Origin of the sequence: Nostoc sp. (assembly GCF_036917615.1) — a bacterium.
GTDB lineage: Bacteria > Cyanobacteriota > Cyanobacteriia > Cyanobacteriales > Nostocaceae > Nostoc.
The window spans coordinates 59,342-79,978 of record NZ_JBALCZ010000011.1 but is presented as its reverse complement, the minus strand read 5'-3'; the positions used below and the strand labels follow the sequence as shown (position 1 = coordinate 79,978).

General features: G+C 38.6%; 21 protein-coding genes and 2 pseudogenes. 6 read left to right on the top strand and 17 right to left on the bottom strand.

Annotated elements, in window-relative coordinates; translation table 11 throughout:
- Positions 1–28 precede the first annotated feature (28 nt).
- Complete coding sequence (locus tag V7K85_RS01750; protein ID WP_334810949.1) at positions 29–2,668, bottom strand: TonB-dependent siderophore receptor; 2,640 nt, start codon at positions 2,666–2,668, stop codon at positions 29–31.
- 884 nt (positions 2,669–3,552) lie between these two features.
- Here V7K85_RS01750 and V7K85_RS01745 point away from each other — a divergent pair.
- Complete coding sequence (locus V7K85_RS01745; RefSeq protein WP_334810948.1) at positions 3,553–5,541, top strand: hypothetical protein; 1,989 nt, start codon at positions 3,553–3,555, stop codon at positions 5,539–5,541.
- Entirely contained in the window at positions 5,493–6,374 is an 882-nt protein-coding gene (locus V7K85_RS01740; RefSeq protein WP_334810947.1) for a type I restriction enzyme HsdR N-terminal domain-containing protein, read from the top strand. Before V7K85_RS01745 ends, V7K85_RS01740 begins: the two co-directional genes overlap by 49 nt.
- A gap of 90 nt (positions 6,375–6,464) precedes the next feature.
- Here V7K85_RS01740 and V7K85_RS01735 read toward each other — a convergent pair whose 3' ends face one another.
- The 4 genes from V7K85_RS01735 to V7K85_RS01720 all read right to left on the bottom strand — a co-directional run bounded on the left by V7K85_RS01735 (position 6,465) and on the right by V7K85_RS01720 (position 9,848).
- Entirely contained in the window at positions 6,465–6,731 is a 267-nt protein-coding gene (locus tag V7K85_RS01735) for an NIL domain-containing protein (RefSeq protein ID WP_334723834.1), read from the bottom strand.
- Positions 6,732–6,883: 152 nt separating this feature from the next.
- Positions 6,884–7,762 (bottom strand): sulfate ABC transporter permease subunit CysW, encoded by an 879-nt coding sequence (gene cysW / locus V7K85_RS01730; protein WP_334810946.1) that lies wholly within the window; start codon positions 7,760–7,762, stop codon positions 6,884–6,886.
- The gene (cysT, locus tag V7K85_RS01725; RefSeq protein WP_334810945.1) at positions 7,749–8,609 is read right to left on the bottom strand and encodes a sulfate ABC transporter permease subunit CysT; all 861 of its coding nucleotides are present in this window, start codon (positions 8,607–8,609) and stop codon (positions 7,749–7,751) included. The genes cysW and cysT overlap by 14 nt, the downstream gene beginning before the upstream one ends.
- A gap of 93 nt (positions 8,610–8,702) precedes the next feature.
- Positions 8,703–9,848, bottom strand: coding sequence for a sulfate ABC transporter substrate-binding protein (locus tag V7K85_RS01720; protein ID WP_334810943.1), 1,146 nt, complete (start codon positions 9,846–9,848; stop codon positions 8,703–8,705).
- Positions 9,849–10,250: 402 nt separating this feature from the next.
- Between V7K85_RS01720 and V7K85_RS01715 the strand changes: the two genes are divergently transcribed.
- Positions 10,251–10,718, top strand: a complete 468-nt coding sequence (locus tag V7K85_RS01715) for a hypothetical protein (RefSeq protein WP_334810942.1) — start codon at positions 10,251–10,253, stop codon at positions 10,716–10,718.
- Between the two features lie 223 nt (positions 10,719–10,941).
- Here the strand turns inward: V7K85_RS01715 and V7K85_RS01710 are convergent, their stop codons facing one another.
- From V7K85_RS01710 to purE, 3 genes are all read right to left on the bottom strand, one after another.
- Positions 10,942–11,721, bottom strand: a complete 780-nt coding sequence (locus V7K85_RS01710) for a class II glutamine amidotransferase (protein WP_334810941.1) — start codon at positions 11,719–11,721, stop codon at positions 10,942–10,944.
- Between the two features lie 577 nt (positions 11,722–12,298).
- Positions 12,299–12,598 carry a putative quinol monooxygenase gene (locus V7K85_RS01705; RefSeq protein WP_334810940.1) on the bottom strand — a complete coding sequence of 100 codons (300 nt, stop codon included), beginning with the start codon at positions 12,596–12,598 and terminating at the stop codon, positions 12,299–12,301.
- 85 nt (positions 12,599–12,683) lie between these two features.
- On the bottom strand, positions 12,684–13,202 hold the full coding sequence (gene purE / locus V7K85_RS01700) for a 5-(carboxyamino)imidazole ribonucleotide mutase (protein ID WP_334810939.1): 519 nt from the start codon (positions 13,200–13,202) through the stop codon (positions 12,684–12,686).
- Between the two features lie 92 nt (positions 13,203–13,294).
- Here purE and nagA point away from each other — a divergent pair, with 92 nt between their 5' ends.
- Entirely contained in the window at positions 13,295–14,464 is a 1,170-nt protein-coding gene (gene nagA / locus V7K85_RS01695; RefSeq protein WP_334810938.1) for an N-acetylglucosamine-6-phosphate deacetylase, read from the top strand.
- Between the two features lie 454 nt (positions 14,465–14,918).
- Here nagA and V7K85_RS01690 read toward each other — a convergent pair whose 3' ends face one another.
- Both V7K85_RS01690 and V7K85_RS01685 read right to left on the bottom strand, forming a co-directional pair.
- Positions 14,919–15,281 carry a type II toxin-antitoxin system HicB family antitoxin gene (locus V7K85_RS01690; RefSeq protein ID WP_334811084.1) on the bottom strand — a complete coding sequence of 121 codons (363 nt, stop codon included), beginning with the start codon at positions 15,279–15,281 and terminating at the stop codon, positions 14,919–14,921.
- A 28-nt stretch (positions 15,282–15,309) separates the two neighbouring features.
- Positions 15,310–15,540: a type II toxin-antitoxin system HicA family toxin gene (locus tag V7K85_RS01685; RefSeq protein ID WP_334810937.1), complete on the bottom strand. Its 231-nt coding sequence runs from the start codon at positions 15,538–15,540 to the stop codon at positions 15,310–15,312.
- Positions 15,541–15,652: 112 nt separating this feature from the next.
- Between V7K85_RS01685 and V7K85_RS01680 the strand changes: the two genes are divergently transcribed.
- Both V7K85_RS01680 and V7K85_RS01675 read left to right on the top strand, forming a co-directional pair.
- Positions 15,653–15,874: a hypothetical protein gene (locus tag V7K85_RS01680; RefSeq protein ID WP_334810936.1), complete on the top strand. Its 222-nt coding sequence runs from the start codon at positions 15,653–15,655 to the stop codon at positions 15,872–15,874.
- Positions 15,862–16,305 (top strand): type II toxin-antitoxin system VapC family toxin, encoded by a 444-nt coding sequence (locus V7K85_RS01675; RefSeq protein WP_334810935.1) that lies wholly within the window; start codon positions 15,862–15,864, stop codon positions 16,303–16,305. The genes V7K85_RS01680 and V7K85_RS01675 overlap by 13 nt, the downstream gene beginning before the upstream one ends.
- 70 nt (positions 16,306–16,375) lie before the next feature.
- On the opposite strand, the pseudogene V7K85_RS01670 reads toward V7K85_RS01675, so the two are convergent.
- From V7K85_RS01670 to V7K85_RS01640, 7 genes and pseudogenes are all read right to left on the bottom strand, one after another.
- Positions 16,376–16,948 (bottom strand): annotated as a pseudogene (locus tag V7K85_RS01670) (Uma2 family endonuclease).
- A 279-nt stretch (positions 16,949–17,227) separates the two neighbouring features.
- A complete protein-coding gene (locus V7K85_RS01665) occupies positions 17,228–17,569 on the bottom strand; it encodes a hypothetical protein (protein WP_334810934.1) in 342 nt (113 codons plus the stop codon).
- Between the two features lie 183 nt (positions 17,570–17,752).
- Positions 17,753–18,085 (bottom strand): type II toxin-antitoxin system PemK/MazF family toxin, encoded by a 333-nt coding sequence (locus V7K85_RS01660; protein ID WP_334810932.1) that lies wholly within the window; start codon positions 18,083–18,085, stop codon positions 17,753–17,755.
- Positions 18,069–18,287 carry a hypothetical protein gene (locus tag V7K85_RS01655; RefSeq protein WP_334810931.1) on the bottom strand — a complete coding sequence of 73 codons (219 nt, stop codon included), beginning with the start codon at positions 18,285–18,287 and terminating at the stop codon, positions 18,069–18,071. Before V7K85_RS01655 ends, V7K85_RS01660 begins: the two co-directional genes overlap by 17 nt.
- A gap of 54 nt (positions 18,288–18,341) precedes the next feature.
- Positions 18,342–18,644: a hypothetical protein gene (locus V7K85_RS01650; protein WP_334810930.1), complete on the bottom strand. Its 303-nt coding sequence runs from the start codon at positions 18,642–18,644 to the stop codon at positions 18,342–18,344.
- A 62-nt stretch (positions 18,645–18,706) separates the two neighbouring features.
- Positions 18,707–19,591, bottom strand: a pseudogene (locus V7K85_RS01645) (AIPR family protein); the annotation flags it as partial.
- An 18-nt stretch (positions 19,592–19,609) separates the two neighbouring features.
- On the bottom strand, positions 19,610–20,461 hold the full coding sequence (locus tag V7K85_RS01640; RefSeq protein WP_334810929.1) for a hypothetical protein: 852 nt from the start codon (positions 20,459–20,461) through the stop codon (positions 19,610–19,612).
- Positions 20,462–20,637 lie beyond the last annotated feature (176 nt).

Genomic DNA, 20,637 nt, shown 5'->3' with positions numbered 1-20,637 from the left:
GTAGCTTTGATGCAGATGCCTATTGAGCTTAGAATGTAAAAGAAACAGAGCCAATCACCGTAAATGGATCACCTGGGTAAACAACGTCGCGTCCCTGAGTTTCCAGGTAGTAGTTAATATCAAAAAGATTTTTGAAATTGAGACCAACCCTCCAGTTATCTTGCTTGTAAAACAGCGCTGCATCTGTGCGAAAATAACTTGGCAGGATAAGGGATTTGTCAATTTCTCCGGGGCGATCGCCTACATAATAAAGACCTAAACCAAAGCCCAATCCTTTGAAATTACCTTGTTGAAGTTCATAAGTTGTCCAGAAACTGGCAGTATTTTCTGCCACGTTTTGCAAACGATTGCCTACAGGTAAGTCATTATCGCGCGTGACTCTGGCATCTATATAACCATAGCTAGCAATCACATTCCAACCTGGTGTTAATTGTCCGACGATATCAAGTTCAATCCCTTTGCTGGTCTGTTCCCCCACCTGAATGGAGTAATTGGAATCAGTGGGATCACTAGTTAAAACGTTAGATTTTGTGAGGTGGTAAGCTGCCAATGTTGCTGAGATTTTGCCGTCAAGCAGCTCTCCTTTAACGCCTACTTCGTACTGTTTACTGCGTTCGGGAGTAAAAGGTGAATTGTCCCTAGAGCGTCCATACTGTGGTACGAAGGATTCCGCATAGCTTGCATACAGAGAAATAGGAGGGATGGGTTGATAGACAATACCAACACGCGGTGTGAAGGCGGAATTATTGTCGTTCGTTGCACTTTGGGCTACCAAGTCCTTCTGTAAAATACTGACCGTATCAAAACGACCGCCCAAGAGTAGCTTGAGGTTCTCAGCTATAGTTACCTGGTCTTGCAGATAAAAGCCTAATGTATCTGTAAAATTTTGAACTATGTAAGGAGTCGTGGGACGGGTAATCGGAACAAAGTAGACAGGATTGAAAACATCGATAGATGCAAAAGGCCCGTTTGTAAAGCCATTGGAAACATTGGTGTAACGGTTCAGATCTACGCCAAACAACAGCTTGTGGGTAATTGTTCCTGTTTTGAAGTTACCAATAACATCTGTCTGGAGTCTGTAGTCCTCTTGGGTGGTTCCACCAAAATTAGCGATGTCTCTAGTCGCTGTGCGTCCATCTGCTTGCAGTTCGTCCACCTGAACGCGGATTTCATCACTCTTGAATATGTTGGTAGATAAGGTCTGACGCAATTGCCAATCCCGACTGAAGCGGTGTTCAAGATTGTACCCAAACTTGTAGTTTGTAGCAGTGCCTTCGTTAATAGAGGGTTCACCAAAAAATCGACTAATCGGAACTGACCCAGGGCGATCGCCAATTGCTATTACTCCGCGATCGGGTTTATAATTTCTGTCATTATATTCAAAAAATAGCTTTAAATCCGTATTTTCACTAAGCTTCCAAGCGATGACTGGTGCAACAAATATCTTCTGGGAATTAATAAAATCTCTGAAACTACCAGCATTCTCGTAGGCAATATTGAGGCGATAGAGCAGGGTTTTGTCTACATTCAGAGGTCCTGATAAATCCAAAGCTGAACGATAGAAAGCATAATTTCCAGCACTCAGATCGACATTGTAGTAGGGGTCACTTAGAGGTTGCTTCGTCACAATATTGACAATTCCACCTGGTTCAGTTTCTCCAAATAGCACAGATGCTGGCCCCTTGAGTACCTCAACCCGTTCCACATTTGCAAAATCTGTGGACGCAAAGTTGTCACGAATTCCATCTCGAAAAGTTATTTCTTGCGTAAATCCCCGAATTCTCACTCTGTCAAAGGAGTTTTGATAGCCTGCACCTGGTGTTACCCCACTGACATTTTGCAGAATATCCCGCAATCTAATTGTTTTTTGATCATCAATTATTTGTCGTGGAATCACCTGAATCGATTGGGGAATATCGCGCAGAGGCGTATCAGTTTTAGTCGCGGTTGACGCATCAGGTACGCGATATCCATCTTGCTCACCCGTTACCACCAATTCAATTGGCTGATCACCCGAAGCTGATGGTTGATTTGGTTGTGTCTGGTTCGTTGGCTGTTGTGGTGTTTGGGGTTGCTGCTGTGATGGCATAGAAGGTGCAGTACTCGCAACAGAGAAAATCACACCCTCGTCTGGACTATCAAATAGCTCAACAGTTGGTACACCCACCTCACCTGTCACTGTCACCCGAATAGTATTGGCATCAAGATTTGTTACCGTTATCTGTGTAACACCCGCTATTGGCTTTTCTGAGCGGAATGTGAATGCTTCGCCCGATGCTAGGCGCAGTTGAGCATTGGGAATGTCAGTGATAAAATTGCTACCAACACTGTTATTTACTAGTTGCAACTGTTGCCCTCTTGATGTCTGTAAAATCACCTCCAGACCTTTGTCGGTGGGATTTGCCTTAACTCCTGTCACTTGCGTAACTTCAGTAGTTGGCATATTCGGTGTTGTTGTTGACTGTACAAGCATTTGAGCGCTGGTATTGGGAAGTTCTACTTCGTTGAGTCTTAGAATCTTTCCAATCACCCTAGAATCGCGTAGCACCGATGTAACATACTTACTTTCTGCTCGTTTGTTGACTTCTTGAGCAATTGCACTTATTGGAACGCAGAACAAAATAGAGCTTGTAACCAGCAGAACTTTCAATATTTGCTTTAACACCATTTACCACCCCTACACTTACTCCCCGGCTGCCATTAACTCTCAATAAATCAGCAAATAGCTGCTAGCTATTGAGATATCTAATCAGCTACTTGAGAATACAGATTACAGGATATGACTAAGCAATTGCAAATAGTTATCAGAATTTATTTACAAGGGGAGTTGACAGATAATAGCTTTTTGGTTTTATTACTGTGATTTCAGATACCTTTTTATTTAAGTTAATTGAAAATTATCTTAAAGGTGTAAAACTATTAATAATATTTATTTTTAATCCACTAAATCTATAAAAGCTAATGGGACTTTGAAACAATCTTTGCCCAAACATAGCCAGACTTAGCTTTATGAGTGGCAAATACATCGATATATCTACTAAGCCAGCCTCAACTGTGCCTGATTGAATATCAGCTTCATAGAGATTTTCATCTTTTTGGCTCTTATTAAACTACAGTAACTCTATCGGTTTAATGCAATTTTTCTTATGTAAAGGAGATTTCCACAAAGACCACAAATAAACAATAAATAAATTCACGTAAATTAGGCTCAATTTATCTGGAGTACTTTGACGCCAAACCAATTGAGAATCTCTTACATCTGTCCGTTCGCTGATATCCTCATTATCTTGGAATCAAAAGTGGAGGGCGACGTTGATAGCAAAGTGTTAGCGAGTCTTTTCCCTTGGCGCTAGCCTCTGAGACGCCAAAGGCGTTAGCGAGTCATCGTCACGAGCGTCACAGCCCGTCTTAGACATCGTTTTACTCATTACCAAGTGATTAAAGAGTTCCCGAAGTCAGGTTAAGTGGTGTTGTCAGAATTTTGTTAGATTTTCTTTCATAGTGGGCATACTGCAAGTATCAAGTAAGTAGCATCGAAACAGGAAAAACAGTATGTTGACGACACAGCCGCAAGAAGAAATTACATCATTGAAGCAAAATTTAAGACGTGAAATCAAAAAACTAGCAGGTGCTTCAGGCATCAACAACCTGAATTCAAAGCTAGAAAGATTAGAAGAAATCGAGAGAATTCTTAGTATAGATAAATATAAAATTGTTTTTATAGGTACTATTGGTAAAGGAAAAACTACAGCCATATGTCATCTTTTTAACCTAATTAGCGACTTCAAGGTTTCCAAGACAATTAATGGCAAAACTAAAAATGTAACCGAAACGAAAGAGTTACTATCAACCGGAGCGGGCAGAACTACTATATGTGAAGTAATTATTAAGGCATCTGAAAAAACTTACATAGAGATAGAGCGTTATACAGTTGATGAAATGGAAAATCTTATTTTTGATTTCTGCGATTCTCTTGCTAATAGAGATAATACGCAGTCAGAGGAGAAAATAATCATTTCTCAAGAAATTGAGAGAGTTATTAGGAATATTACAGAACTTAAAATAACTTCTAAAACAGTCGATGATGGTGACAAGAAGAACATTTTAATAACTGATCAAGCGAAGGAGTTACTTAATGAGTCAGGAGTAGATTTTCTGAAAAAAACTGCATTGAATAATGCAAATCTCGAAGCTAGAAATACTACTAAAATTGAGTTTGACAACCAGAATAATGAGCAAGAATGGATAAAAAATACCTTTGCTGCCATCAATAATGTCCAGTTAAAGGAATTTGCTATTCCAAGGAAAATATATCTTTATCTGAGCGATGATATTTTATCTGGTTCTAACTTGTCTCAGTTCGATTCTGTTGTTGATACCAAAGGACTTGATGAGAACCCAATTCGTAAAGACTTACAGAAATATATTGACAGTCAGGATACCATCTGTCTCTTTGTAACTCCCTTTAGTGATGCTCCTGAAGCTAATATTAGGAAATTAATCATTTATCATCTTACATCTAAATCCAAAGACTTTCATCATAGATTTGTAACTTTGGTATTACCTCGCAAAAATGAGCCTGAAAAAGTTCATGGCTCTGATGAAGATAGAGATTTAGGAATTAGAATCAGACAAGACGAAGTTCAAGCTACATTCAAAAAGTTGAATTTAGATTTTTTCCAAAAAAATATCTTGTTCTATGATTCTTTGAGATACTATCGTGATGATATAGTTAAGCTAAATGAAAACTACGATGAAGAAGATGTACAGAAAGATAAAAATGAATTTATCGAAGCTATAGCGGGTGTAATAGAACGTAGGCGAAATATTTTATTAGATGAAATCAAGGCTATCAAAGAAAGCTCGGCGAAAATCAAAAATAGTGATGCTTTAAAGGAATCAGAAATCAAGGCAATTCAAAATGCCATTCAGAAGATAAAGAGTTTACGGGATTTAAGTAAAAGAGTGCCTGGTTTTGTTTATGAAGATTTTATTGATGAATATGTTAATAAATACTATCGCGATGAGTATCCAGCATGGAACACGAAACACGCTATCCATAGAAATTTCGGTTACTATCAGCCAAGAGATATAGATATTTATTACGATGCGAGAGTTGTTGCTGGGGGAACAGATGAAGATAAAATGCTGAAAAAATTTACCAAAGAAGTAAAACAGGAATTAGAAAATATCCTCAATGAGCTTACATCTGCGAATGAATCTTTAAAAATATTGTTCCCTGAATTAGTTAAAAAATTTTACGTATTATATGACGATTTTATATACGAAGTAGGCAAAGAAGTTGAAGAAGAAATCACGATAAAACTATTACCTCGAAACGAAGATTCGGCTTTTTGGAAGGCTCTATTTGATGAAAAAGGTAAGGAGAGGAAGAAGAGAGAAACATTTGTCGATAATGTATGTTTGATATTTCAGCGAGAACTGGAAGAGAAAAACTTAAATACATTCTTAAAAAGCAAAGCTGAATATCATTGGGAGAAATTAGTTATCAAAATGCTAGGCTTTTTTGGGGAAAAATAGACAATTTATCAATTGCATATTTAATACATAGTTTAGGGCGCAATATAATTGTGTCCTTAAAACTATTTTATCCACCATTAATTGCTATCAGAAGATATATGACTAATTTAAAACAAGAAATATCCACAAAAATCATCAAATATTCAAAAGATTATCAAGAATATACAAAATGTTTGATTAGGGAAATACAAATTCCAATTAATGGAAGACCAGAGGAGTTGGTTAGACAAATATTTATTCATTTTTTTATTAAAGAAACTCAGTTATTTCCAGATATCATTAATATCGAAGTTGAGGTGAATAGTCATGATGTAGAAATATCCAAAAAGCAAAAAAATGATAACTTTAAGCCACATCAATCTCCTTTAATAATTGTGGAAGTAAAACGAGAAGACGTAAATTTAAAAAATCATTATAATCAGATTCAAAGGTATCTAAAAAAATCTAGTTGCGATATGGGAATTTTGTATAATTATCATGAAATTATCGCCTTTACTAGAAAAGATGATCAATTTGAAACTAATCGTCTCAAAAGTATTAGAGACATACAGACATTAATTTTACAAAGCAATGATAATAATGATGATTTATTAGAATTTGAAAAAGCTCAAAATGGAAATTTTGATAGTTTTGCTTATCTGATTAGGAAATATGGTAAATATACAACTAACAAAGTAGTTTTTAAACTAAAACAACAGCAATCCGAAATAGAAGGATATTTCTTCAATATACAAGGAAATAAAGTTTACTATGATCTATGTGGTAAATATTCCCAAAAACAACAAAATTTTGATTACCAAGATTTTGAAAAACTAATTTCTATCGTTTATTAAAGAAAAACCTAACCCCCTTCCCGACGCGGGAAGGGGGAAAATTCAAAGTCTCTCTCCTTTTAGGAGAGAGATTTAGAGAGAGGTTAACCCTTACCAATCACTCGCTTGAGTGTCATCCCAGACTTGCAACTCCAAGTCGTGAAGATAGGTTAACCCGCTCTGAATTTGTGCATCTGTTCCTTGTAGTTCAAGATCAAACCAACCATCACCGACAGCATTGGCTCCCAAAATTGCTGCGGTGATATTCACAGTCAATCCATAGTCAGACACCAGGCGAGAAATGACAGGTTCCTGGTGATAATCCTTAGGAATTCTTAGTCGAATCCGTTTATTGGTAAGTGTATTGTCACTAGCCATATTTGAATTATTTCAATCCCTGATCGGGATTGGTACAGAACTACCCTTAACTTTAATGGTAATTTCCTGATCGGTACTAGGTAAATCGTACCATGTCCCCTGATTTGCTTGTATCTTATTTAAAGGATAACTGTTCTAACCGCTTGATTTTTCTATTCAACATCTTTAATCCGGGTTTTCCGTTCCAGAATCTCCTTCAGAACTAAGGTTACTACTGCTAACAACGCTAACAGTACAGCCGCAGAGAAAGCAGCTTCGGTTTCGTACTGTTTGTAAGCATCTTCTACAAACAATGGTAAACTCTGGGTTTGGTCGGCAATGTTGCCAGATACCACCGAAACCGCCCCGAATTCACCCATTGCTCTGGCATTGGTCAAAATTAAACCGTAGAGTAAGCCCCAGCGGATACTAGGTAAGGTGATGCGCCAAAATATCTGCCAATCTTTCGCACCTAGAGTTCTGGCAGCTTCTTCTTGCTCCTTACCAAATTCCTCTAAAACAGGAATTACTTCTCGCGCCACAAAGGGCATACTCACAAAGGCTGTAGCCAGCACCATACCTGGAAAGGCAAAGATTATCTTGATATCATGAGCCTGGAGCCAAGGGCCAAACCACCCATTGCGTCCGTAAAGTAGCACAATCATCAATCCTGCGACTACGGGCGAAATCGAAAAGGGCAAGTCAATAATGCTCAAAACTACGGCGCGTCCAGGAAATTTATGACGAGCGATCGCCCAGGCTGCACATAGCCCAAATACTGTATTTATAGGCAGAGAAATCAAAGCTAGCAACAGTGTCAGCCAAGCTGCATGGAGAAAAGCTGGTCGCGTTAGGTTGGACATAAACGGCCCAAATCCTTTGCTAAAGGCTTGGATAAAAACGTTAATTGCAGGAATGTATTGAACTAAGGCTAAATAGGCGATCGCTATCCCAATTAAAACTATTGGTACCCAACTCTTCTGCTCTTTAGGCTTGGCTATTTCTGTATCAGACCCAGAAGATGAGTGAAAACTTGGCTTATCTACTGTCATATCGCCTTGCCCATGCTTGTAAGAAATTAATAGCCAATAACAGTACCAATGAAATTGATAGTAAAACTATGCCAATTACTGTTGCACCAGAATAGTCATACTGCTCTAACCGCTGGAAAATTAGCACAGGTGCAATCAAATCTTGAAATGGGGTATTGGAAGAGATAATCACAGTTGACCCATATTCCCCAACTGCACGGGAGAAACCCAAGGCAACACCAGTTAAAATTGTCGGAAATAAAGGTGGCAAAATCACCTTCCAGAAAGTCTGCCATTGAGAAGCCCCCAGACACCAGGCGGCTTCTTCAATTTCATGTTCCATTTCCTGAAGCACGGGTTGCACAGTTCTGACGATAAAAGGTAGTGAGATAAATATCATAGCCACCGCTACTCCCGTGCGGGTAAAAGCCACCTTAATTCCTAGTGGTGCTAGTAGTGAACCTATCCAGCCATTATCGCTGTAAACTGTTGCCAGGGTTAGCCCTGCTACCGCAGTTGGTAGTGCAAAGGGTAAATCCACTGTGGCATCAATCAAGCGTTTGAAGGGAAAGTCGTAACGAACCAGAACCCAAGCGATTAGAGTCCCAAAAATGCCATTTAGTAAGGCAGCAAATATTGCTGTAACAAAAGTGACATTATATGTAGCTAATGCAATCTCACTGGTTGCGATCGCCCAAAATTTCGCCGGAGTTTCCGTACTTGCTTTCAGGAACATGGCAATTATGGGAATAAACAGCATCACCGTCAGGTATGCAATGGTGATTCGCCAAGTCCAAGGAACCCGCCCCAATCTCTTCCAAAATGGCGTTTTGCGTTCAACTTCCACAGAAGGAGATACAGTCGTCATAGTCAAAAATTCAAAATTTTAATTTCAAAAAAAGTTTTTTGTCAGTGGTCAGTTGTTTTTTCTACTGACCACCGACCATTGATTAATGACTAATTACCGTTTAGCTTGGGCTTGAATCTTATCAAACACACCGCCATCTGCGAAGAACTTCTGATCGATCGCTCCCCAACCGCCTAAATCTGCAACTGTACCCAGAGTTTTCAGCTTGGGAAATTTGTCTGTGACTTCCTTGGTTTGAGCTAAAGTCTCATCCACAGGACGGAATCCCAATTTAACAAACTCTTGCTGTGCTTCTGGGCTATAGAGGTATTTCACAAAACCTTCAGCAACTTCGCGGGTTCTGTGCTTATCCACATTTTTATCTACCACAGCGATCGGATTGTCGATGGATATATTCACATCGGGAACGACATAATCAACCTTCTCGCCCTTTTGCTGTGCCAAAATAACTTCGTTTTCGTAGTTGATTAAGACATCCCCCTGCCCTTGCTTGGCAAATTTATCAGTAGCGTCCCGCGAATCTCTAGCCAAGATTGGCACATTTTTGTAAACTTTAGTCACAAATTCAGTAGCTTTAGCCTCATCGCCACCTGTTTTAATTACAGAATCCCATAGTGCTAAGAAATTCCACTTAGCACCGCCAGAAGTTTTGGGGTTAGGAGTAATCAATTTCACACCGTCTTTGGCTAAATCTTGCCAGTTCTTGATGCCTTTAGGATTGCCGGAACGAGTGACTATTGCTACAACAGATTTGGAAACAATACCATTGTTGGGAACTTCTTTCTCCCATCCTGGCTGAATCAATCCAGCCTTCTCAATCTTTGTGGTGTCTCCAGCTAGTGCCAAGTGAACAACATCTGCTTCCAAACCATCGATAACGGCGCGAGTTTGGGAACCAGAACCGCCATAGCTTTGCTTGAAGGTAACAGTTTGGTTATGATCTTTCTTCCACTGTTCTACAAACTTAGGAATGATCGCTTCGTGAGCTGCTTTGGTAACTGCAAACGATACAAGAGTTAATTCAACATTATCCTTGCTTGCAGCCACAGGGCTAGCAGTAGGGGCTTCAGAGGAAGAATTACTCCCAGTTCCACCGGAGCAGGCGGCAAGCGCCATACTCAATAAAGTACCTACTAAAAAGAGCGATACAAAGCTTTTGAGCGAATTTAGTCTGAACCGATATGTTCTATGTTCAGCGATCGCTTGTAACCTTTTCAGTGGGCGTTGCCACAAACTCATTCTATTTCCTCCACTAAATCTACAAATAATTGATGGGAATACAGTTATATAGTGTTTATCATACTGGATGATTCCATCTATCTAGTTGTAAACACTAAAAAACCTCATATTCTTTATCAAGAATATGGTGATTCTACCAGTTTTGTGAGCAATTACAATGCTTTTACTTTCAACTATTTAACCCTCGTGTCGATGGATACTCCAGTTTCCAACCTGGGCGAAGCTATCAGTAGGCCGTTTGCAGGGTGATTAGCGTTTACCAGTGTTATCGGGGATAGATTTGGAGTTAACTGTTGCTCAGGTGTTTGGTTGGCTAAAAATCAGCAGCTAGAGAAACCCTAGTAAAATTGATGAATATGCTTGAGAGCATTACATTAAAACTTAAGTGATGAGTTTTCAGAAATGAAATCCTATACTGACATATATAACTACTATCGTGATAATGTTTATCCCTGTGCAGAGAAGGAATATTCTTGGTATAAAAAAGCTGACAATTTAAGAGATGCTGTCGAAAAAGCTTTTCTTAGCAAAGACGAGCAGGGAAAAGTTCATAGACATCAATGCCGTGTTGGTCGCTATTGTCTAGCTTTAGCGGCTAAGATTGCCTTAGAATATTTTGATGGTCACTATATTAGTAGTTTTGAAAACTTTCACAGTATTTACCAATTTGTTGATTCTGTTAGCTGTAAAGTAAAAGGTTTTGGTGAATTAGGCACTTATGAGGTCGCACTTCGTATTACTAAATATCTAGGTTGTGAACTTCAGAAAGTCTATCTTCATGCAGATGTTACGATTGGTACTTGCGCTCTAAGCTTTAATGTCAAGGATGGAGATATCATACCTTATAGAAGAATTTCCTGTACCCTTTAACCAATTAAGCGGAGAGCATCTAGAAAATTTACTTTGTATCTACAAAGAAGTGTTAGCTAATTCTACAGCCGAAGTAGGTAAAACTTGTATTTGTCCAAAAAACAATTCTTCTTGTATCAGTAAAAACGGCTGCGCTTAAAATGCTAATAATATATGAAAAGCATGAAAAACAAAACCCATCTAGAAAGTTTCTAAATGGGAAAAATTGAGCAATTATTTATTCTTAACTAAATGCATATTTCAGAGGTAATCCATCTTGAAAAACTAGTAATTGTCCCGGTTGGATTGGTGTCCAAACTTCGTTGTCAGTCAGGGGTGTGGTAGCAATGACAGCAACGCGATCGCGTTCTGTAGTCACTTCCCGAAAATCTACGGTCATGTCTTGGTCAATTAAATGGGCAGCTGCAAAGGGCGCTTGGCGGACAATGTAGCTGAGTTTGGTTGAGCAATAAGCAAATAAGTGTTTTCCATCAGATAATAAGTAATTAAATATACCTATTTTGGCAATCACATCACTAATTTCTTTCAACACAGGGTATAGTTCTTTTATGTCAGGCTTACCCTCAGGAAAGTGCTGTCGCAATGTTTCTAGCATCATGCAGAATGCTTTTTCACTATCGGTGTCACCTACAGCTTGATAAAAACCTAAATTTTCCGGCTCAAAATCTGGCAAATTACCGTTGTGGGCAAACACCCAATACTGACCCCACAATTCTCTGCGGAAAGGATGGCAGTTATGTAGGGCAACTTCACCCTGAGTGGCTTTGCGGATATGGGCTATGACATGGGTTGAGTGGATGGGATAACTCCGCACCAACTCCGCTACTGGAGAAATAATAGAAGGTTGGGCATCTAAAAACATCCGACATCCCTTTCCTTCAAAGAAAGCAATGCCCCAACCATCGCTATGATCATCCGTTTTTCCTCCCCGTGCAGAAAACCCTTCAAAAGAAAAGCAAATATCCGTTGGAACATTGCAGTTCATTCCGAGCAATTGGCACATAATAAGGCTAGAAGACTAGTTTCAGCCGTCAATAAAATTATTCATCCCATTAACGTACTATTTTAGAGCTTTTTGAAAATTAAAAACGTATTTGGCCTTACATTAACCTGACATTTTTAGGCATTCGAAAAATTCGATATTGCAAATGTTATGAGAAGTTTTTAGTTCCCTTAAGCAGTATAAAACATTTTTCTCTCATTGACCATTGAGGCGCTATTAGAAGACTTTCTATCTGCCACTTAACATCTAACCATTTAATAACTATTGCCTAACTAATACGTGTTACTGTCAAAAAAATAAACTCGATCCTAAAAAAGACTGATAAGTTAAAAAAAGCATTACTCCCAGTAATGCTTTTTGGCTATAATTGTCTCACGTTTACTTAAAATTTAGTAGTTTACAATCAATTCGTACATGGATGTTGTCGCGCTCAATTTTTGACTAAAGCTTCAGGATCAAGATACTTCAGAATGCTGCATTGATTCTGGAGCGATCGCTTCAATCCCAAAATTTAAGGCTGAGATATTCCCAATGATCCCCAACAATAAAGAATCTACTTCAAGTTAGCAATATATGACTATGCTAAAAGATGGTATCGGCGGACATCTGGTGCAGTAGTCACTAAAGCTTCGAGTTTGGCTGCTCCCACTTGGAAATGGGGTGAATTTAGATGAGTATTCAGGGCTTGCTCAGAAGTCCACTCCTCTATAAAAGTAAAGTCTGTCGGGTCGGACTGGTTTTGCAAAAGTTCATACTTGATCACACCTGCTTCCTGACGGGTTGGCTCAATGAGTTCCAACAGTACAGCTTTTAGTTCTTCTACTTTGTTAGGCAAAGCAATAATACGGGCAATTACGCGAAGAGTTTGGTTAGTCATTAGTCATTTGTCATTAGTCATTTGTCATTTGTCATTAGTTATTCTCCCCCTGCCCCCTGGTCTTCTCCTCTGCTATTAACATTTATTAAAACATCTGCTGTAAATATTGCTCATAGCCTAGTTGTTCTAGTTTTACTTGCTTTGCAATTACTGATTCAGATAGGGCTTGGCGATATTGTTGCACTCTTTCTAGCAATTCTGGTTGCCCAGTTGCGAGGATTTGTACTGCTAAAAGTCCGGCATTTTTGGCATTACCGATCGCTACTGTTGCCACAGGAATACCCGCAGGCATTTGTAAAATAGAATACAAAGAATCCACACCTTGTAAATTACGGGTGGGTATAGGAACACCGATCACAGGAAGTGGAGTAAAAGACGCTACCATTCCAGGCAGATGGGCAGCACCACCCGCACCAGCAATAATCACCTTAATACCGCGTTGGTGTGCAAGTTGAGCATATTGCACCATGCGTTCGGGGGTACGATGAGCAGAAACGATCGCCACTTCCTTCTCAACGCCAAATTCTTCACAAACTGCGATCGCGTCTTTCATAGTGGGCAAATCAGAATCGCTGCCCATGATAATACCGACTAGGGGAGTCATAGAATTTTGGATTTTGGATTTTGGATTTTGGATTAATTGCCGATTGTTCCATCTAAAATCGGGTCAGGTTTAATTATTCCCTAGCCAGTGTGATGATCCAAGCAACACAAAATCCTGTAGATATTATCAATGCTAGAGTACCAGGGTACAAAGATTTGCAGATGCTCTTGGTTAATCAAGAGGGCATAATTGAGCAAATCTTGCCAATGGGTACAGCAGGAGTACACAGCCGTGCGCCTCTACTAGATGTAGCAGGTGACTGGATTTCTTTAGGCGGCGTTGATTTGCAAATTAACGGTGCGTTGGGTTTGGCATTTCCCGAATTGACGGCTCTTAATGCTCACTTGCTGGGGAAAATCTCACAATTTTTGTGGGATGCCGGGGTAGATGGATTTTTACCGACACTTGTAACAACTTCGGTAGAAAATATTCAGCGATCGCTTGCGATTATTGCTGAGGTTCTCCCCAGTCAACAATCAGGTGCCAAGATTCTAGGAGTACATCTAGAAGGCCCATTTTTGAATTTCCAAAAGCGCGGCGCACACCCAGCAGAGTACCTGTTACCCTTAACAATTGATCAGGTAAAGCGGGTTTTGGGTAATTATGCTCATGTTGTAAAAGTGATCACCTTAGCACCGGAGTTAGATTTCACTGATGAAGTAATTCCATATTTGCGTTCTCTGGGGATTACTGTCAGTTTAGGGCATTCTCAAGCAACAGCTGCCCAAGCGCAACGTGCTTTTGAGCAGGGTGCAACGATGGTAACCCATGCTTTCAACACCATGCCAGCGTTACATCACCGCGAACCAGGATTGTTAGGGGCAGCAATTATTCATCCTGATGTGATGTGTAGTTTTATTGCTGATGGTAAACACGTTTCGCCCACGATGCTGGAAATTTTACTTCGCGCTAGCTATCAAGAAAAAGGGCTGTTTCTTGTCAGCGATGCTCTTGCACCTTTGGGGCTACCCGATGGCGTGTATCCTTGGGATAATCGGCAAATTGAAGTTAAAAACGGTACGGCACAACTGGCGGATGGCACTTTGTCGGGGACGACTTTACCCTTGTTGGTGGGAGTGCAAAATTTGGTGAAATGGGAAATTTGTGACGTAGAAAGTGCGATCGCTTTAGCTACTAATGCGCCTAGACAAGCGATTGGTTTACTAAGAATTGCCAAGAGTCAACCTGCTAATTTATTACGCTGGCATTGGGATGAGACTACAAAAAAATTAACTTGGCAACGATTATTTACTGTAGGCTGAAATGCAGGCTTGAGATCCGAATGACCAAATAATTACGAATTACGAATTACGAATTAGTAATTATTTGGTCAAGTGGCGTGGGTTGGGGAGAACGAGTCTTATCCGAACCGCAATACCGTTCAGTTAAGCCCAAAATCCTTGATAGAGACGCGAAATTTCGCGTCTCTACAGCTCTCAAATCAGTACCAAAAATCCTTAACTGAACCGTATTGATCCGAACCGAATTAGAATGACTTGTATATCCGATGAATTAGCAGATTAGCTTTTATGTCTAATTACAGCAGATTCAGGTAAATGAAGTACACAGGTAGGGGCACAGCACTGCTGTGCCCTTAAAATCATCTGTACCTCACCGGCGTTGCAATCTGCTGGATCAAGAAGTACTACAGCAAGCTAAAAGCCTAACTCCTGAAGAGCAAATACGCTTAATTGAAGACTTGTCAAGCTTAATTCGTCAACAGTTGCGATCGCACCTCATATCCAATATTGCTCGGTTAAGCCTAAAAAATAACTCCAATGTAGGTTGGGTTGAGCAACGTAGCAAGATCTTGAAGGGTAACCCAACATTAAATATTTTGCGGTGGTGTTCTGGAGTTGTGCGGAATGGAAGTTTACCAGAGAATGGTTTATCAGGCTCCTCTCCCAGTTCTTCACAAAAAGCCAGATAATCATCAATAGAAATTTGGAATTCTTGACGCGCTTCATCTACAGTTTTTGCCTTAAAGGTAATCACGTCATTAATATCTAGGACTTGACCAAAAAGTATTCCCGCTTCTACATCTACTTCTACACTAGCTGTATATCCCTTATAATTCATCATATTGAATTCCTGCCTTAATCAAAAATTATTTAACAGATTTAACTGCTCCTTTATCTGTCTCATTTTGAGGATGCGGTTCGTGAAAAACAGCTTTCACATCATTTAATTTCACTCGAACCCGCGAATCTTTACCTTGAGTAATATCAGCGCCTAGAGCTATGAATAAACTTTCAATATCTTTCCAAAGAATATTAGATGGTATAGAATTTGTAAAAATTAACTCTAATATCTGACGTTGTTTGTTATTGAGAGCCATTTAATCAATACAATTACAGCCATCTTACAGTTAAGTTGAGTATAACCATAAATTTCATGATATCATATTTTGATATTATTCCAAGATAATAGCGATCGCCTGAAGTGTATTTATGTTTAATTATCAAGAAGTACTACAACAAGCTCAAAGCCTAACTCCTGAAGAGCAAATACGTTTAATTGAAGACTTGTCAAGTTTAATTCGTCAACGGGTAACGATGACACCTAAGCCAAAGCGTAGCATTCTGGAATTGCGTGGCTTGGGTAAAGAAATTTGGAATGGTATTGATGCTCAAGAATACGTTAATCAGGAACGTGATTCATGGAATGGCTAGTCCAGTTACAGGGGCAAATTGTAGGCTTGGATACTGCTCCACTGATTTACTTTATTGAAGAAAATCCTAATTATTTGGATGTTACAAATGCTTTTTTTGAAGCGATGTTTTCTGATGAGTTTAGTGTTATAACATCAATTTTGACGATCACGGAAGTGTTAGTCTATCCTTTGCGACAAGGAAACACAGTATTAGCTCAACAATATCGTGACATTCTGCTCAATTCCCAAGGTTTGACTACTATCGAAGTTTTTCCTGATATTGCTGAAAATGCTGCACAACTAAGGGCAGATTATAACTTAAGAACCCCAGATGCTATTCAGATGGCTACTGCTATTCGTGGAGGTGCATCATTATTCTTGACAAATGATGTGCGGTTGCCATCGTTACCAAGATTATCAGTGTTAGTGTTGGAGCAACTAGTAGTTTAGTTTGAGTATTTTTTTGGGTTGCGACGCCGAATAGCCCGTGGTAGACATCGCACTTCCTATTTTAATCAATTTACCAAATATGTTTAAGATTAAGCACAAATTCCGGTAGCACATTTTCTCCTGATAAACTAGCAGGATGCAGCACTTCAACATCTCTACCAAAGCGATAAATTTCTACTTACCGAGTCTCTAAATCAATTAACCAACCTAATCTAGCACCGTTGTCTCGGTACTCTTGCATTTTATTTTGTAGCCTTGTTAAACAATCAGTATCAGAACGCAATTCCACTACAAAATCAGGACATACAGGTGGAAATCCCTCTTTTTGCTTTTGTGTGAGAGAATCCCATTTGTTACGTCTTAACCAAGATCCGTCAGGAGAACGAACTGCACCATTTGGTAAAATAAACCCAACCGAAGAACCAAAAGCTATACCTAATGACTCATCACGATTCCACATTCCAAGTTGAGCAGTTAAATTAGCATTGCGATTGCTGGTTAAACCTCCTACTAAAGGCATTAGTAGCAATGTGCCATCAGCATTACGTTCAAATCTGATTAATTCATTTATCTGACATAACTGGAAGAATTGCTCATCTGTCAGTTGAATAACCGGGATAAAGTTGATAGTTAAGCCATCCATTGCAGAATTGAAATTTGTGTGTTCCTATTTAGTAAAATATTACTCTCCCAAAGATGGATGCAATGTTTAACGATAGGCATTTAATTCTCAAAGCTGCTTGAATTTCCTCACGTGTGAGTCGTGGATGTGATTCTAAAACTGTAATGACAGGGTTAGCTGTACAGACGCGTAGCAGCTTGTCGTTAGACATTACTCAAGCTACCTTTGCCGTTAGTTACAGTTTGGGTGGGTTGAGTGGCGGGAACCGCTATAACTCAAGGAACTTGTGAAATAGATTTTTTACTCGTACTCCGCTTTCGAGTAGAGCCACTGTTTATCTGTGTTTATACTCATCCATTTATATCTGTCCGTTATTTCGGGATAAACACAATTAGCAAATGCGATCGCCGAAATAGCAAATGCGATCGCCAAAGTAGTAAATGCGATCGCCGAAATAGCAAATGCGATCGCCGAAATAGCAAATGCGATCGCCAAAGTAGTAAATGCGATCGCCGAAATAGCAAATGCGATCGCCAAAGTAGCAAATGCTGTCGCCGAAGTAGCAAATGCTGTCGCCGAAGTAGCAAATGCTGTCGCCGATATAGCAAATGTAGTCGCCGAAGTAGCAAATGCGATCGCCAAAATAGCAAATGCTGTCGCCGATATAGCAAATGTAGTCGCCGAAATAGCAAATGCGATCGCCGATATAGCAAATGTAGTCGCCTGTTGTGGAAGAGTAAGCGTTAGCGGAGCTTACCGAAGGTATCACTTTATCTAGGCATTTAATTCTCTATTTTGCAAAGTTGCCAATACTATTGCTGGCTTTTATAACAACCCCAACCAACACCGCAAAGACTCCTGTAACAGTTCAGCATCAGCATCAGCTAACTTACCAATCACTTTTACAACTAAGCTTTTATGCACTGTGTATAAACCTCTCTTGACTGCTGTAGCTACGTTTAGCCCTGCTGCTGCCCATTCAGACAAGACAAACTCACCTTCTAGTAATGCTCCAGTTTTGCTCGTCAAGGGCGTAATTAGGATGTCTTGAGAAATGTGTGGCGCACTTACCACAACAGCAGGTCTAATTTTTGAGCTAGACAAATCTGAAAAGGGATACTGAACCAAAATGATGTCATTTTTAGAGTAGTTCGGCATAGACATCATCCTCTGCGTTATCCCAAACTGCATCCAATGATGTTTGACTGGCTTGAAGCCAAAATTCAGTTTCATTATCAGGAAGCAGCGTCACTAGCACTCTTGTTCCTTCCGGTAATTCTGCTGACTCCAGCAGTTCTATTTTTCCTTGCCGAACAGTAGCCCAAAGCGTTTTTAGCATATCCGTTTTATGAATAGTCATGCTTTAATTTTATGCTTCGATAGTTTATGAGGAGCGATCGCCTTGCAGAAAACCTCAAAAACAAAGCGATCGCCTTGCAGAAAATCTCAAAAATAAGGCGATCGCCTGTCGTGGAAGAGTGAGCGATCGCACTTCGCACATTCCCAAAAGCGATCGCCTTGCAGAAAACCTCAAAAACAAGGCGTAGACGCGTAGCAGCTTATCGTTAGACATCGCTTGTTGTGGAACAGAAAGTGCGATCGTCTTACAAAAAACCTCAAAAACAATGCATTGCACTTCGCACATTCTCAAAAGCGATCGCCTTGCAGAAAACCTCAAAAACAAAGCGTAGACGCATAGCGGCTTGTCGTTAGACATCGCCTGTTGTGGAAGAGTGAGTGCGATCGCCTGTTGTGACAACTAATATGTATTTAGCGAATTTATTTTAAATTATCCAATACCACATTTTCTAATATGTATGTAACAAAATCTTTTTGTTTGATACCAATATTAATCGGCAGAGCTTTGGATTTGACATAATTATTAGTTAACTGAATTAACTCAGACAAGGTGTTACTAATAAATTCATTAGAGAAATCAATATTTTTAAGTGTCTCTACATCTTTAGGCTTATAGTCACGTTTCTGAAGTCTTTTTACTACTAGCAACATCCCTAAATGAAACATTAATATCCGAATTGGTGAAGCATGGTTCCACTGCTTGTTAATAGCTATGTTACTTGCTTTATTAGATATAAAACTACGAATAGAAATTTCCAAGTTTTTCATAGTTCTCGCACAGAATAGATATATTTCAAGACTAATTTTTTGACTAAAAACTCGTTTGTAATCATTGTCTTTCTTAAGGATTGATGATGGTCTTGAACGTGCAATATCTGGCTCATGGAAAACTATTGCTATGACCGACTGAGCTAAGTATGGAATACTAATGATTCTATCAAGTTGTTTACCTGTGTTCTTGTAATAATTTTTTCGACGGTCATAAAACCATTCTTGATTTAAAAAGAAATTTTCTATGTCTAATTGTATTGGATCTGTAGCTTTTAAAGAGGCTGGTGGAATAGGCGTTTGAAAATTTGTTGCTTTGATAACACGGTCTCTAGTTTCTGGATCATTTGTAACAACTATTTTTATTAAAATAGCTCTTTCTTCATTCAACCCATTGTTATTATTTTCCTTATTCTTTATATAATGATAAATTGTGTTTGTTGTTTGTAAACCATTTACAACTTGTACATCATCTAGACTAATTGTTTTACCAGCAACACTTGCTTTTGAAGATAAAATAGTTATTCCATTATTGAGCCACCAAAAATCTAGCTTTTAATTTGACTCTAAAGTAGCTTTTATATCTTTATTAACCTCTACATTACTACCCTGATAGTCTCGAACATTAAACGCAAATATATATTTACGTAATTCATCGTTATCATAAGTAACAAAATTATAATAATCTTTCAAAGATGCTAAAATAACGTAGTTATCTTCACCTCTAGAAATGTAATTCTCAATAAATTTTAACTGTAAAGTATAGCTTTTTTCAAGTCTAGAAGAATCTATTAGTTCTCGCGCACCAACAAAGCTAACATCAACTTTTGCTCCGGAAAAATATCTACCAGTATTTTGTTTTAAGACTTCAGACTGATTATGTACCTTTTGATTTATAGCTGATACGTCACCTTTACTTGCATATACGTATGTTATTTCAATAGAAGGATGTTGTGATGCGAGATTAAGATACAATTCACGAAAAAAAGTAATTTTATTAATTAAATCAGAATTATAATATTTTTCAATCTGAGCAATATTTTTTTCTAAATCAAAAATATTCATTGTAGTTGAAAGCCATTTCTCAATAGCTTTCTCAGAAAAAGAATCAGACCGTTTTGATTGAATTAAGAATAGTTGTATGCAAGGACTTTTCTTAAAATTGTCTAATTCTATATCTTCACTAACAAAATCATTATTAATAAAAATGAAGAAACCATCAATTCCACCATCATCACCTCCTCCTATTTTTCCATAATTTAACTCGTCATATGAAAGATCATATTTTTTCAATATTTGTTCAAAAGTAAACATTTCAAAGAATTCATCATCGGGTAATGTATTATCACTTTTATTTATTTTTTGCTTGATAATATTATCGAGAACTATGCTATCGTTACCAGCCATATATTTTTTCCTAACTGTATTACAAATAGCGCTTATTGTAAAAATCAGTAAATATATAAATGAGTTATCTATGATTATTATCACAAGGCAATTATAAATAGTTGTGATATGAATCACAACTATTAGGATATTTTAGTGTTTTAAGTTATGTTACTGTCAAAATCTATAAAAATGTA